Origin of the sequence: Ruegeria sp. HKCCSP346, assembly GCF_017872595.1 — a bacterium.
Lineage (GTDB): Bacteria > Pseudomonadota > Alphaproteobacteria > Rhodobacterales > Rhodobacteraceae > Ruegeria.
Map to the genome: position 1 here is coordinate 1,541,713 of NZ_JAEDOT010000001.1, position 14,855 is coordinate 1,556,567.

At 58.9% G+C, this 14,855-nt stretch carries 12 protein-coding genes; 4 read left to right on the forward strand and 8 right to left on the reverse strand.

Going from position 1 to position 14,855, the window contains the following annotated elements; genetic code table 11:
• Positions 1-90: 90 nt before the first annotated feature.
• Positions 91-963, forward strand: coding sequence for an NAD(P)-dependent oxidoreductase (locus I9185_RS07750; RefSeq protein WP_171634271.1), 873 nt, complete (start codon positions 91-93; stop codon positions 961-963).
• 103 nt (positions 964-1,066) lie between these two features.
• A complete protein-coding gene (locus tag I9185_RS07755) occupies positions 1,067-4,132 on the forward strand; it encodes an aminotransferase class III-fold pyridoxal phosphate-dependent enzyme (protein WP_210092713.1) in 3,066 nt (1,021 codons plus the stop codon).
• Positions 4,133-4,182: 50 nt separating this feature from the next.
• Here the strand turns inward: I9185_RS07755 and I9185_RS07760 are convergent, their stop codons facing one another.
• Together I9185_RS07760 and I9185_RS07765 are read right to left on the reverse strand one after the other, a co-directional pair.
• A complete protein-coding gene (locus I9185_RS07760) occupies positions 4,183-4,659 on the reverse strand; it encodes a hypothetical protein (protein WP_171228953.1) in 477 nt (158 codons plus the stop codon).
• Positions 4,656-4,823, reverse strand: a complete 168-nt coding sequence (locus I9185_RS07765) for a hemin uptake protein HemP (RefSeq protein ID WP_083445319.1) — start codon at positions 4,821-4,823, stop codon at positions 4,656-4,658. Before I9185_RS07765 ends, I9185_RS07760 begins: the two co-directional genes overlap by 4 nt.
• A 206-nt stretch (positions 4,824-5,029) precedes the next feature.
• Between I9185_RS07765 and gph the strand changes: the two genes are divergently transcribed.
• Positions 5,030-5,689 carry a phosphoglycolate phosphatase gene (gene gph / locus I9185_RS07770; protein WP_210092714.1) on the forward strand — a complete coding sequence of 220 codons (660 nt, stop codon included), beginning with the start codon at positions 5,030-5,032 and terminating at the stop codon, positions 5,687-5,689.
• Between the two features lie 722 nt (positions 5,690-6,411).
• Here the strand turns inward: gph and dld are convergent.
• The 4 genes from dld to I9185_RS07790 all read right to left on the reverse strand — a co-directional run bounded on the left by dld (position 6,412) and on the right by I9185_RS07790 (position 12,507).
• Positions 6,412-8,091, reverse strand: a complete 1,680-nt coding sequence (gene dld, locus I9185_RS07775) for a D-lactate dehydrogenase (protein WP_210092715.1) — start codon at positions 8,089-8,091, stop codon at positions 6,412-6,414.
• An 18-nt stretch (positions 8,092-8,109) separates the two neighbouring features.
• Positions 8,110-9,261: an alpha-hydroxy acid oxidase gene (locus tag I9185_RS07780; RefSeq protein WP_171118676.1), complete on the reverse strand. Its 1,152-nt coding sequence runs from the start codon at positions 9,259-9,261 to the stop codon at positions 8,110-8,112.
• A gap of 12 nt (positions 9,262-9,273) precedes the next feature.
• Positions 9,274-11,337, reverse strand: coding sequence for a TRAP transporter large permease subunit (locus I9185_RS07785; protein ID WP_210092716.1), 2,064 nt, complete (start codon positions 11,335-11,337; stop codon positions 9,274-9,276).
• Positions 11,338-11,457: 120 nt separating this feature from the next.
• Positions 11,458-12,507: a TRAP transporter substrate-binding protein gene (locus tag I9185_RS07790; RefSeq protein WP_171634294.1), complete on the reverse strand. Its 1,050-nt coding sequence runs from the start codon at positions 12,505-12,507 to the stop codon at positions 11,458-11,460.
• A gap of 335 nt (positions 12,508-12,842) precedes the next feature.
• Here I9185_RS07790 and I9185_RS07795 point away from each other — a divergent pair, with 335 nt between their 5' ends.
• Positions 12,843-13,616 carry a FadR/GntR family transcriptional regulator gene (locus I9185_RS07795; protein ID WP_152458933.1) on the forward strand — a complete coding sequence of 258 codons (774 nt, stop codon included), beginning with the start codon at positions 12,843-12,845 and terminating at the stop codon, positions 13,614-13,616.
• 114 nt (positions 13,617-13,730) lie between these two features.
• Here the strand turns inward: I9185_RS07795 and I9185_RS07800 are convergent, their stop codons facing one another.
• Both I9185_RS07800 and I9185_RS07805 read right to left on the reverse strand, forming a co-directional pair.
• Positions 13,731-14,315, reverse strand: a complete 585-nt coding sequence (locus I9185_RS07800; protein WP_245223428.1) for a tetratricopeptide repeat protein — start codon at positions 14,313-14,315, stop codon at positions 13,731-13,733.
• Positions 14,316-14,327: 12 nt separating this feature from the next.
• Positions 14,328-14,810, reverse strand: a complete 483-nt coding sequence (locus tag I9185_RS07805; RefSeq protein WP_171634300.1) for an Lrp/AsnC ligand binding domain-containing protein — start codon at positions 14,808-14,810, stop codon at positions 14,328-14,330.
• Between the last annotated feature and the right edge of the window lie 45 nt (positions 14,811-14,855).

Below are 14,855 nucleotides of genomic sequence, written 5' to 3' on the forward strand. Positions count from 1 at the left end.
CCTTTGGGCGCAGCTTTGCTTTGTCTTCGCCAAACATTTCGGCCAGGCACGCACCGCTGAAGCCGACCGAACAGCGGAGAGGATCACAAAATGGCAAAAGTCGCGTTCCTTGGCCTGGGCGTCATGGGCTATCCCATGGCTGGGCATCTTCAGGCCGCAGGCCATGACGTCACTGTCTACAACCGCACGGCTGCCAAGGCCGAAGCCTGGGTAAAGCAGCATGGCGGATCGATGGCAGCCACCCCGAAAGACGCGGCTGAAGGCGCCGAGTTTGTGATGGCCTGCGTCGGCAATGACGACGATCTGCGCATGGTTTGCACGGGCGAGGACGGCGCATTTCACGGCATGTCCAGCGGGGCTGTTTTCGTCGACCACACCACGGTTTCTGCAAAGGTCACGCGGGAATTGTACGCTGCCGGCCAATCACAGGGTATCGCCTTTGTGGACGCGCCGATCTCGGGCGGCCAGGCAGGCGCCGAAAACGGTGTTCTGTCAATCATGTGTGGCGGAGATCAGGCGGCTTATGATGCGGCTGAACCGGTGATGCAGGTCTATGCGAAGATCTGCCGCCGCATCGGGGACAGCGGCGCGGGCCAGATGACCAAGATGTGCAACCAGATCGCCATCGCAGGGTTGGTTCAGGGCCTGAGCGAAGCGTTGCACTTCGCCGAGAAGGCCGGGCTGGACGGAAGGGCCGTGGTCGAGGTGATCAGCCAGGGCGCCGCTGGCAGCTGGCAGATGGCAAACCGGTATGAGACCATGCTGGATGATCAGTTCGAACATGGCTTTGCCGTCGACTGGATGCGCAAAGATTTGGGTATCTGTCTGGATACCGCCAATGAAACCGGTGCGTCCCTGCCTGTTACCGCTCTGGTCGATCAGTTTTACAAGGATGTTCAGAAACTGGGCGGTGGCCGCTGGGACACCTCGTCGTTGATCAAGCGCCTGCGGGCCCTGGGGTAACGCGCGGAGGCTGTCTGCCCCCATCGCGCCAAGGCGCGATTCCCCCCGAGGATATTTTTGGCCAGATGAAGAGGGCTCCGGCGCGATCGGAGCGGAGACGGGAATGGACGATTTAAGTGCTTTTTGGACGGCCGCGCTGCGGCAGCTCTGGGGGCTGGACGCCCGCTTGACGCGGTTGGATGGTGAATATGATCTGAACTTTCTGGTGCACGCCACCAATGGTCAGGATTATGTGCTTAAGGCCATGCGGGCCGGATGCGATGCGGATCTGGTTGATCTGCAAATCAAGGCGCTGGCGCATATCGCTTCTGAGGCACCGGGGTTGCCGTTTCCCAAGGTGTTCCCTGATTTGACCGGAGCAATGCTGCCCGAGATTGCCGATTCTGAAGGACAGCGCAGGCTGGTTTGGCTGTTGGAGTGCCTGCCGGGCCAATGTTACGCGAAGGCCGCCCCAAAATCCGAAGAGCTGATCCTGAAACTTGGCCGCGTATTGGGGGCAACCGACCGGGCCCTGGAAGGGTTTGAGCATGAAGGGTTGCACCGGATCGGTTTCAAATGGGACCTGATGCAGGCGGGCTGGATTGCTGACAAGTTAAACGCGATCTCTGACCCCGCGCGGCAGGCACTGCTGACGGAAATCTGTGAGGGGTTCGCTGCAATCGCGGATGTCCTTGCGGACCTGCCGAAACAGGCCATCCACAATGACGCCAATGACTACAACATTCTGGTCGAAGGGGAACTGGGCGAGCGGCGGCGGATCTCGGGCCTGATTGATCTGGGCGACATGTGCGCCGCGCCGCGCATCTGCGATCTGGCGATTGCCGGCGCGTATGTCGTGCTGGATCACCCCAAGCCGGAACGGGCACTGGCTGCGTTGGTAAAGGGCTATCACGCGGCCAACCGGCTGCGGGCGGATGAGGTTGACCTGATCTGGCCGTTGCTGAGGATGCGGCTTGCCGTATCGGTCGTCAACTCGACCCTGATGGCGGCCGAGAATCCGGATGATCCCTATGTGACGATCTCTCAGGCGCCTGCTTGGCGGTTCCTTGAGAACACGTCAGTCAATGGCGGGCTGATGTCGGCGCGGTTGCGGGCGGCTTGCGGCTTGCCCGTGGTTGATGGGGCTGAACGCATCCACGCCTATCTTCAGGAACACCGGGGGCATTTTACCGACATGTTCGGCCAGGACCTGGGCGATGTGCCCATGGGCTCGCTTTCGGTCGAAAACTGCGTCTGGCCCCGGAACCCGTTCCACATGCCTTTGGCCGAGGCCGCGCGCGTTGGCGAGGAATACGGGCAGGACCTGTGGCTGGGTTACTATAACGAGCCCCGCCTGATCTATGCCGAGCCGGGGTTCCGCAAGGGCCCGTGGAAAGCCTCGGACAGGCGGACGGTTCATCTGGCCGTGGATGTGTTTGCGCCTGCCGGGACGGTTCTGCATGCACCGATGAGCGGGCGGATCGAAGTGGTCGAAAACCGCGACCAGCACCTTGACTACGGCGGGGTGATCATCCTCCATCACGAAACGCCCGAAGGCGACCCGTTTTATACGCTCTATGGCCATCTGGATCCGGAATGCTGTGACCGGCTGAAACCCGGCGACCCGGTGGCACAGGGCGCCGCGTTTGCGCGGTTGGGCGATGCCGACCAGAATGGCGGATGGGCCCCGCATGTGCATTTCCAGCTGGCCCTGACCACCGATGGCATGGAAGCGGACTGGCCCGGTGTCGGAGACCCGGACGAACTGGAGCTGTGGCACGCGGTCTGCCCGAACCCGGCGGCGTTGCTGAACCTGCCGGATGACAAGGTGTTCTATCACCCAACTGACAAAGCGGAAATCCTGCACAAACGGCGGGCGCAGTTCGGGGGCAACCTATCCCTGACCTATGACGATCCGGTCATGCTGGTGCGCGGCTGGAAGCATCACCTGTTCGACGAATGGGGACGCCCCTACCTGGACGCCTACAACAACGTGCCGCATGTGGGGCACGCGCATCCACGCATTCAGGCCGTGGCGGCGGATCAGCTGAAGCGGATGAATTCGAACACCCGTTATCTGCATCCGGCACAGGTGGAATTTGCCGACAAGATCCTGTCGAAGATGCCGGATCACCTACAGGTCTGCTTTTTCGTCAACTCGGGCACCGAGGCAAACGAACTGGCCCTGCGGCTGGCCCGCGCCCATACCGGCGCAAAGGGGATCGTGACGCCGGATCACGGCTATCACGGGAACACGAACGCTGCGGTGGCGATCTCGGCCTACAAATTCAACAAACCGGGCGGCATCGGGAAAGCCGACTGGGTTGAACTGGTCGAGGTTGCCGATGACTATCGCGGGTCATTCAGGCGGGACGATGCGGACCGGGCACAGAAATTTGCTGATCTTGTCGATCCGGCGATTGCCGCCCTTCGCAACAGGGGACAGGGCGTGGCCGGGTTCATCGCGGAAACCTTCCCGTCGGTCGGCGGCCAGATCATTCCGCCCAAGGGCTATCTGCCTGCGGTTTACGAAAAAATACGTGCTGCGGGGGGTGTTTGCATCGCCGATGAGGTGCAGACAGGTCTGGGACGGTTGGGTGAGTATTACTTTGGCTTCGAACACCAGGGCGCGGTTCCGGATATCGTAGTGATGGGCAAGCCAATCGGAAACGGGCACCCACTGGGCGTGCTGGTGACAACCCGCGAGATCGCGGACAGCTTCAACAACGGGATCGAGTTCTTTTCGACCTTTGGCGGCTCGACCCTGTCCTGCCGGATCGGCAAAGAGGTGCTGGATATCGTCGATGACGAGGGGTTGCAGGACAATGCCCGCCGGATGGGGGATCGTCTGATGGCGGGACTGCGCCAGATCGAAGCCGACTTTGGTTGCGTTGGCGACGTGCGGGGTATGGGGTTGTTTCTCGGCGTGGAGCTGATCAACCCCGATGGAAGCGAAGGCACCGAGATTTGCAGCTATGTCAAAAACCGGATGCGCGATCATCGCATCCTGATCGGCAGCGAAGGGCCCAAAGACAACATCCTGAAAATCCGTCCGCCCCTGACCATCGAGGCCGAGGATGTTGACATGATCCTCTGGGCGCTGCGGGATGTGTTGTCCGAGGTGGGCGACTTTACCCCTGCCCCTGTTTGCGATCATGACCATCACCATGCCGGATGCGGGTGCTGCTGAACGAAAAAACCACGGCGCAGCGCCGGGGTTCAACCGTTCCACACTCAGGGTCAGTGGAGCACGGCCGAGGGGGTCTGGTGGCCGGTGGTCGGCATTTTGAAACCTGCGGTCATACGTCTGAGAGTCAGCCCCAGTTCTTCCGACAGAGATGCCAGCGCGGGGGCAAAATCCGGACGTACGATCAAAGACGCCAGCATCATCGCATCTTCACGCGCCCCTTCGGACGCTGCCGCGATCATCTGTGCAAAGCAATTCTCGTCCGCGCCAAGGCATGCACATCCAAGACCATGCCGGATCAGCGGGCGGCGGCCATGGGTGGCGCATAGAGAGCATAAACGATCCAAAGTCAGCATTGCCGCACGCCCGCAATCCGCGCCCAGCGCGACTTGGAAATCGCTGGCAGCGTCGGCACGACCGCCCTCGCCTTCGCTCCACATCCGCAGATACATAACGGCGCCCGCTTCGATGGGATCGAGATCGGCAAGGCGGCCAACCGCTGCACCGCCGCGCTTGAAAGGCGCGCTCATTTCGTCAGGATCAGTTTGCCTGCACGGGTGATGCGCAGGGTATAGAGTTGATCGCCAAGTTCTATATGGGCCAGGTTGCCGCCCTTGGTCAGATCCTCGGCCTTGTGCGCGGGAAGCATCGAGACAGCGTAACCTTGGGTTGGGGTCGGGTTCTGTACGTTCATCGGGACATCTCCAGAGCGTTTCGGCATGGTGCCATATCTATCGCGTTTCACTTGATTTGGCTGACCCCGAAAGGGTTGGCTTTCTGTTCCTGCCGCTTAATCTGATTATTTTAGTAAGGATTGTCAAGCATGGTTTTGAAACAGGCGATTGCCCCCCGGCACAGGGCGGGTTAGGTCTTGGGTCGGGCGATGAAGGGCAAGCAAACATGACCGCAGCAGTTGTATTCGATCTGGACGGAACGCTGGTGGACAGCCTGGGCGATCTGGCGGCGGCGGCCAACCGCACGCTGAACGACGTTGGGCATGATCCATTGGCGACGGATATCATCAAAGGATTCGTCGGCAACGGTTTACCCAAGCTGGTCGAACGCATGATCCGGCATTGCGGGCTGCCGCTGGATCGCCATGCGGAACTGACCCAACTGACCCTCAAACACTACAATTCCGCTGCAAGCGAAACGACCGTTCCCTACCCCGGTATCCCGGAGGCACTGGCCAAATTGCAGCAAATGGGATGCGTTCTGGGCGTCTGCACCAACAAACCCAAAACACCGGCGCGGCATGTGCTGGAGGCACTGAACCTGTCCCGGTTTTTCGACGCGGTTCTGGGTGGCGACAGCCTTTCGACGCGAAAACCGGATCCCAACCATCTGTTCGCAAGCTTCGATGCGCTTCAGGCGTCCGGCCCGCGTCTGTTCGTCGGCGACAGCGAAGTTGACGCGGAAACGGCTGCGCGTGCGAAGATCCCGTTTTTGCTGTTTACTGAAGGATACCGGAAGACGCCGGTCGCCGAAATTCCACACACCGTGGCCTATGGCGCATCACAAGATTTGCCCGCCCTCGTCGCCAAATTGATCAAAAGCTGACACCGGCAACGATCCGCATGACCACTGACCCCAACTGCCATGGACCCCAAAAGTTAAGAGGGGCCGGCCGAGGGGGTGTGACCAGCCCCTCATCGGGGAAAGTTAGTACCGTGTGTGTTTGTGTGGTAAGTACGGTAAAATATGTTTACCCCTGTTTGTCGCGGCGCGAAATTGGGGGTTTCCCGTAGTTCCCCAAAAAACGCGAAAAATAAGGGATAAGTGGCGCTTTCCCGGCCCCGGTCATCTGCAAATTTTCGCATGCAAGACAGGCTTCCGGCCCGCAGCTTCACAGGGGTGATCTGCAGCCGATTGCAAGCCAAGGGTAACCCTAGGAAAACCTGCCAGAAATCACGCGACCCTGAAATTACCTGAACAGAAAGGTGCTCTGTCAATTGACCGCATGAACCCGCCGGTTCAGATCCCGGACAGCCTGTCAAATGCGTGTTTGTGATACTCAAAACCAAACGATTTGCGTCAAACGCTGCTGAATTCCGCGTCTCAACGCGACATTCTCTGCCGATTCCGACGACTTCGACTGCGCTTTCCGAATCTCCCCTATACCTGACACGCGACGCTCATTCGGTTTTGGCAGCCTTCTGCGCGGCAGATGCTTGCGGGGTTGCGCTCAGGATATCAGACAGTCGGGCACCAACACCCTTTTCATCAGAACCCGGTGTATCTGCCGGCCGTTTTCACAGCACCCTGCCGCGCCGGAAAACCGGTTATTGGTAATTCTTCGCCTTGGACATTTTGCCGATACCGGGATTGAACGAGTTGGTCGGGTCGCAGCATTTGTAATGTGCCGCCAGGTCGGGCTTGGCCTTGTAAAGGTGCCCCACGTTATGTTCAGCAGGGTATTCCGCGCCGCGTTCGTCAAACAGTTTCAACATTGCGGCCTTCAGAGCTTTTGGGTCAGCTCCTTTTTTGACTATGTAGTCCTGATGCATCACGTGGCACATGAAGTGCCCGTAATAGAGTTTGTGAACCAACTGGTCTTCGATCTCAGGCGGCAGCTTCTCCAGCCAGTCCTGGTCGTTGCGGCGCAGTGCGACGTCCAGTGCGATGATATCTTCGACGTCGTCCGAATGGATCGCCATGTAACGCACCGCCGCGCCCGCCGCCGCAAACCGATGAAGGCCTGCGATTCTGGCCTCGCGCGCATCACATTCGAAAAATCCGCCATCCCGGCCACTCAGAAATCGCGGCAACCACTCAGCGGCCTCGGATACACCTTCATCCTTCATTTTCAGGATAAGGTGATGTTCGTATTTGTCGCGAAAATCCGTCATACGTTTGGGCAGGACACGTGGCCACAAAGCTATAGCTGCCTGCATGAAACGATCAGTGAAATTTCGCAAAAACGGAATGCGCCGCAGGCGTGCATCCACGGCGCCTTTCATCGCAAAGAACATCGGCAGACGGTCCGTGCCAAGCTTGTCGATCATCACGACCGTGTCCTTGCCATAGCGTGCTGCAATATCGAACGCTTCGCGATGCATGTATTCGGCCGAAACCGGCAGCGATTTGAACTCTGACAATATGTGGCGCCGCAGGTCCGCCAGATCGTCGGGATTGTTGGTGCCCACATAGAACACCTTCTCAACCTCGTTCTTGGGAAAGGTGTCAAGGCGCACCGCAAAAACGGCCAGCTTCCCGGCCGAGCCCGAAGATTCGAAAAGCCTCGCCTTGTCCGCATTGAACCGCGCAGGCGTTTGCGCATTCACGTCCCGCACGATCTGTGCGTAGTCGCTGGCCGATGCGCGTTTGTTGGTTGCCCCGGGATTGCGTTCGAACCTGCCTGCATCGAGGTTTGCAAGGATCTCTTCCGGCGTGCTGCCCAGATCGATGCCCAGATGGTTGACCAGTTCCAATTCACCCTGTTCGGTGATTTGCGCATAGACGGAAAGTTCCGTGTAAACCGGACCGCGCTCTACCAGAGAACCGCCGGAATTGTTGCATACCCCACCCACGATCGACGCGCCGATGCAGGACGAACCGATCACCGAATGCGGCTCGCGTCCGAACGGGGCCAGCAGTTTTTCCAGCGCAAAAAGCGTGGCGCCCGGAAAGCTGACGATCTGCTCTGCGTCGTTCAAGTGCACCAGAGTATCCATCCGGCGCGTGTTGATCAGAACCACGTCACGGTCATAGGTGCCGGACGGCGTAGACCCTTCGGTCAGACCAGTATTGGCCGCCTGCATGATGACGATCTTGTCGGCTGCAACGCAGGCTTGCAGGATCTTCCATTGCTCCAGCAGGGTCCCCGGCTGAACGACGCACAGCGCCTCACCCTCGCCCGAGCGGAAACCGCGCCGAAAGCGCTCTGTCGCGCGCGCTCCGATCAGCACGTGACGCGAACCGACGATAGAGCGGAAATGTTTGATCAACGCGTCATTGGTCATATCGGCCCCCGTTTCGGGTTAGGGATTACGGAAACGAATATTCTCGCGGCTGAGCTGGCCAACACTGGTGACACCCATCAGCTTCATGTCGCGCTCGATCTCGGCACGCATCAGCCCAAGGGCCCGTTCGACCCCAGCCTGCCCCGCGGCAGCCAGAGGATACAGGTAGTGCCGCCCGATACCCACCGCTTTGGCCCCGATCGACAGCGCCTTGAGCACATGGGTGCCACGCTGAATGCCGCTGTCCATCATCACGTCCAGTTTGTCGCCGACGGCATCGACAATCTCGGCCAGTTGATCGAACGGCGTGCGCGATCCGTCCAATTGTCGGCCACCGTGGTTCGACAGGATGATGCCGGTACAACCGATCTCAGCCGCGCGTTTGGCATCTTCGACGGTCATGATCCCCTTCAGGCAGAATTGACCATCCCAGTCGCGCACCATCTGCGCCACGTCATCCCAGTTCATCGACGGGTCGAGCATGTCGGTGAAATACCCGCCGATCGAGCTGGCCCCACCGCCCATATCCACATGTTCCTCAAGCTGAGGCAGCCGGAACTTTTCATGGGTGACATAGTTGATCCCCCACATCGGCTTGATCGCGAACTGGATCATGCCGCCCAGCGTCAAGCGGAACGGGATCGAGAACCCCGTGCGCAGATCACGCTCGCGGTTGCCGCCGGTGATGCTGTCGACGGTCAGCATCATGACTTCAACACCCGCCTCTTTGGCGCGCTGCATCATGGCGGCGTTCAACCCGCGATCCTTGTGAAAGTAGAATTGATAGACCTGCGGGTTTTTGTGTTTTTGGCGCAGCTCCTCCAGCGAGACGGTTCCCAGAGAGGAAACTCCGAACATGGTGCCGTATTTCTCGGCCGCCGCCGCGACCGCGCGCTCACCCTGATGGTGGAACAGGCGCTGCAACGCGGTGGGTGAGCAATAGACCGGCATGTCCAGTTTCTGCCCCATCACCGTGACGGACATGTCCACGTCCGAAACCCCGCGCAGGACCGAAGGCAACAGATCGCAGCGGTCGAACGCCTTGGTATTTTCCCGATACGTCACCTCATCATCCGCGCCACCGTCGATATAGTTGAAGATCGGCCCCGGCAGCCGCTGTTTGGCCAGCCGCCGGAAGTCGTGGAAGTTATGACATTGGCTCAGACGCATCCGATAAGCTCCTTAATAGGCGACCGACGGCAACCAGGTGGCAAGGGTCGGCCACAGGAACACTAGCGCCAAACCGGTCAATTGCAGCAGGACAAATGGGATGATGCCCTTATAGATATGCGTCAGCTTGATCTCGGGCGGGCAAACACCTTTGAGATAGAACAAGGCAAAGCCAACGGGCGGCGTCAGGAAGCTGGTTTGCAGCGTCACAGCGACAAGGATCACGAACCAGACCAGCGCCGGTTCATCCAGTACGCCAAAGCCGGGGATGTCGATGCCCAGACCGTTCACGATGGGGCGCATCAGGGGCAGCACGATCAGCGTGATCTCGATCCAGTCCAGTACGAAGCCCAGCAGGAAGACGATGAACAGGATGAACAGAATTGTCCCGTTTGCACCAAAGCCGGTGGATTGCACCACATGTTCGATCAGCTCATCCCCGCCCAGTTCGCGCAGCACATAGGAAAACACAGTCGCACCAAGGAAGATCGCAAAGATATAGGCGGTGGTGTTGAAGGTCGACACCAGCACGTTCCACAGCTTGGCAAAGGTCAGCTTGCGATAGCCCAGCGCCAGCAAGGTCGCACCCAAGGCACCGATGCCGGACGCTTCGGTTGGTGTGGTCAGACCGGCAAAGATCGACCCCAGCACGGCAAGGATCAGCATCAGCGTAGGGATGACGGCGATGAGAACGTCCTTCACGGCTACCCAGTCGGGGGCTTTCGCACCTTCGGGCACGGGAGCCGCGTCGCGTTTCACCAGAGCCAGAATGAAGATGTAGGTCAGGTACAAGGCGCCGATGATCACGCCCGGGAAAACCGCGGCCATGAACAGGTCTCCGACGGACAACGCCATCTGGTCGGCCATGATCACCAACATGATTGAGGGTGGGATCAGAATGCCCAAGGTCCCCGAGGCCGAAACCACGCCCGCAGCCAGCGTCGGCTGGTACTTCTGCTGCATCATCGACGGCAGCGACAGCACGCCCAGCAGTACAACCGAGGCACCAATGATGCCGGTCGAAGCCGCCAGAATGATCCCGATCAGGGTCACGGTGATGGCCAGTCCTCCGCGCACCGTCCCGAACAGGCGCTGCATCGAGGACATCAGACGCTCGGCCACTCCGGATTCGTCCAGCATCAGCCCCATGAAGATGAACATCGGCAGGGCAACCAGAACCGCGTTGGACATGGTAGCGTAGACCCGGTTTACCACCGCGCCAAGCGTCAGATAATCAAGCCCGGTAAAGGTGCTTTCCAACCCGGTCCACAGCATCAGATCGTTGTCGAACAGATAGGCCAGACCGCAATAGGCGACGCCGACACCGGCCAGCACCCACGCCACCGGGTAACCGGTGAACAAAAGCGCGATAAAGGTCAGGAACATCGCGATGACCAGCTTTTCCTCGGTCGTTTCGACCAGGAAGGTCAGGCCAACACAGACGGCTGCGAATACCGCCAGCACCAGAAGAACACGGCGCAGCGGCGCGCCTTCACGTTCCGAGGCCGGCCCGTAGATCAGCGCGTGCCCGTCATGGATCAACCGTGCCAACGCGGCCAGCGCCAACAGTACAAAGCTGATCGGAATGACCGCCTTGAAAGCCCAACGCGCAGGCAGGCCGGTTGGGCTGTCCGAGCGTTCGTTGACGCGGAAGCTTTCGTAGAAATAATCATAGCCCTGATCGACCATCAGATAGATGAAGGGGGTCAGCAGGGTCAGGATGCCGATCACCTCGATGATCCGCTGCGCGCGGCGCGAAAGCTGCATATGCAGGACGTCCACACGCACATGGCTGTCGGTGATCAAGGCATACGAGATGCCGATCATCGTGACGATTCCATAGAAATGCCACTGGATCTCATCCAGTTTCGGGTAGTTCTGGCTGAACAGGTAGCGCAACGAGACCTGTGCGAAGATCGCGCCCATCAGCAGGACATTGGCCCACATGACGACATGACCCACAGCCTTGACCCCGGCGTCGATCACGACGGCGATTTTCTGGCGGTCGGACTCGGGGTGTTCCAGGATGCCTTCATAGGCTTCGACTGGATCGTTGAGGTTCTTTTGGGTTGTCATGGTCATTCCTCGCTCAGCAACCCGGAATACGGGCAGTGAAAGGTTAGAAAGTCCGAAGATCGAAAAGCAGGGGCCGGAGCGGCGGATCGGGCCGCCCCGGCAACGTCAGTGAGGGAGAGATTACTGACGTGGGAGGAAGGCGTTCGTCTTCCAGAGGTTATAGCCGTCACGGAATTCGTTCATGTCGGCCAGAACCTTGGCAAAGAAGGCATCATTAGCGGCCTCTTCTGCGGCAACCTCTTCCCAGGTCGCGCGGAAGGTATCCAGCATCTCGGGCGACCACTGCTTGATGGTGACGCCGTTGTTTTCAACGTTGTCGATCAGGGCCGCGTGCTGGATGGCTTCGCCTTCGGCAAAGCTGTCCGCCATCGAAGCCTTGCAGGCGCTTTCGATGATTGCCTTGTGCTGATCGCTGGTTTCGTTCCAGACGTCCTTGTTGATCAGCAGTTCAAACACGGTCGCCTGCTGATGCCAGCCGGGGAAATAGTTGAACTTGACCAGCTTGTGGAAGCCCAGACGCGCGTCGATGGCAGGCATCGAAAACTCGGTCGCGTCAATCGCGCCTTTTTCCAATGCGGGGAAGATCTCACCACCTGGCAGTAGCGAGGTCGCTACACCCAGTTTCTGCATCACCTTGCCGCCCAGACCAAAGAAACGCATCTTCAGCCCGTTCAGGTCTTCGGGCGAATTGATCTCGGACGCGAACCAGCCCGAGGTTTCCGGCGCGATGATGGCGCAGGGCAGTACTTTTACGTTGTAACCTGCCTGATCATACATCTCCTGATACAGGGTCATGCCGTTGCCATAATACAGCCAAGCCATGTATTCGCCCGCCTCGGGGCCGAACGGCACGGCCGAGAACAGCGGCGCAGCCGGGATTTTACCGGCCCAGTAACCAGCCGTGGTGTAGCCCGAGTTGATCTTGCCGGTGGACACGGCGTCCAGAATTTCGAAGGGCGGCACCAGTTTTCCCGGCTCGTACACCTTCATCTTCATCGTGCCGCCGGACATCAGTTCCAGCTGATCAGCCACACGTGGAATAGGTGAACCCAGGCCCGGCAGTTCGGTCGAAAAGGCAATCGGTGTTTTCAGCAGCAGCTTGTCCGCCGCAACTGCGGGTGCCGCCAGCAGGCTGGCGGCTACGGCCAGGCTTGTCAGGGTCTTCTTCATGAAATCTCCTCCAGGTTTGGTCGGGTTTTCTCCGATCAGTGGCGCAGGCTCTTCCAGCGCCGCTCCGGTGGTAAACTAACTTTACCAGCTCAAACCAGTCAATAACTTTGTTTACCACTGGCGCTAACCGAAACTGGAAGTTCGCCTTCGACAAGCCCTGCAAAATCCCGATGCGACTGCTTCAAAAAGCCAACAGATTCTCCAAAAATCATTCATAAACAGACACGTAATTCACGTCCGGGAAGAACAGCCTCGCGCTTGAAATTTGAACAGATATGGTTATCTTTGTTTACCAGTTATTCTGGTTATTATAGCGTCACACGGGGCAGCATCTCATGAACACCACGGCGATTTTTGAACCGGTTGGACACGAATCGCTGGCTGATGCGGTGGTTTCACAGGTCGAGGACCTGATCGCTTCGGGCATCCTGAAGCAGGGCCGGAAACTGCCTTCCGAGCGTGATCTGGCCGAGATGTTGCGCGTGTCGCGCCCGAAGCTGCGCGAAGCCCTTCAGGTGCTGGAAGAACGCGGTCTGGTCACAACACAACACGGTGAGGGAACATTCGTCGCAGCCCTGACCGGACAAGCCATGATGCCCGCGCTTCTTGCTTTGTACGAACGCCACGAGCCGGCTTTCTTCGACTATCTTGAGTATCGTCGTGAGCAGGAAGGTTTCGCGGCCCGGCTTGCCGCACGTCGCGCCACCAAGGCAGACAAAGAACGGATTTCCGAGATCCTTGATGAAAACGAGCGTGCCTGGCAAGAGCAGGACGCCAAGGCTTCGCAAGAGGCGGACTTTGCGCTGCATTCCGCGATTGTGGATGCCAGCCAGAACGCGACCCTGATCCACATGATGGCGTCGATCTACGAACTCACCCGCAAGGGCGTTTTCTACAATCGTGACTTCCTGCGCACGATTGACGGGACCGGCGAAAAGCTGCTGCAACAACATCTCGAACTTGGTCGCGCGGTGATCGAAGGAGATGAAAAGCGGGCCGAAAAAGCGGCAAAGGACCACATCGACTTTGTTGAAGAATCTTTCAAACTCGGGATCGAGCAGAGGCGACGCGAAGCCATGGCCGAAAAGCGCCGGATACTGTCACGCTGACGGCTTTGTCACCCATTTGCCCTTCTGATTGCGGTGCCCCAGTCCCCGAGGTGGCCGCGAAAGGCACCTGTTTGGCGATTTGCGACCGGTTTCCAAACTTGCCCGATCCGGCTGTCAGATATCTTCTCCGGGCGGTTCCAGAAGGCCGCCTGGCTCCAACAAGGCCCGCTCGGACAGCCACGGGTTGAGCTCAAGCGCCTCGGACAGTGCTGAACGCGCGTCTTCCAAACGTCTCAACCCCATCAGGGACAAAGCCCGCCCACTTAGCGCACCGATATGGTTTGGCGACATTTCGATCGTGACATTCAGGTCGCGCAATGCCGCGTCAAAATCCTGCCTCAGGTAGTTTACAAAAGCCCGCTGATTGTAGCCTTCGGCGTAATCCGGGCAATATTCGACAAGTTGGTTGAAATCGTCCAATGCGCCCGACAAATCCCACGCCTCTCGTCGCGCCATTCCACGATCCAGCAGGGTCTGCGATCGGGCATCCGGCGCGTCTGTCCAAAGTTCCCACATTTTATTCGAGATGACCCGGGCGTCGCTTTGCGATTGCGCCTTTTGGACCTGCTTGATCAGCGCATCCACACCTTCGATATGATCCCGAGCCGCGGGGCATGTCTCGGCCATGGCCGAGCATGAACACGCGATCAGTAGAAACGTTGCAGCACAGGTTCGCATCACGGAACAAGGGTGGACCATAATTCCACCGCGTCAAGGCTGATGTTCAAAACCGCCCAGCATACCGGTTTCCTTCACGGCCTCCATCGCAACAAAAGTTGAAGTATTGGCGACATGCGGCAGAGACGAAATCTTCTCGGCCAATACACGGCGGTATTCCGACATCGTGGCGGTGCGCACTTTCAGAAGATAGTCAAAATTGGACGCGATCATATGCGCCTGCTCGACCTCGGCGGTTTTGCGGACGGCTGCGTTGAACTCGGCCAGCGCCTTTTCGCGGGTATCGGTCAAACGCACCTCGACAAACGCGACGTGATCCAGGCCCAGCCGGATCGGATCCAGCATCGCCCGATAGCCCTGGATCACTCCGCTCGCCTCAAGCCGTTTGAGCCGCGCTTGCGTCGGAGATTTCGACAGCCCGATCTCGCGCGCAAGATCGGCCACCGAGATACGGCCGTCCTCGGCCAGAATCCTTAGAATCGAGCGGTCAAACCGATCAAGATCAGGAAAACTCATTTGAACTGTCCGCTGCTAAAAATTCAGATCATCCTCCTTCAAATA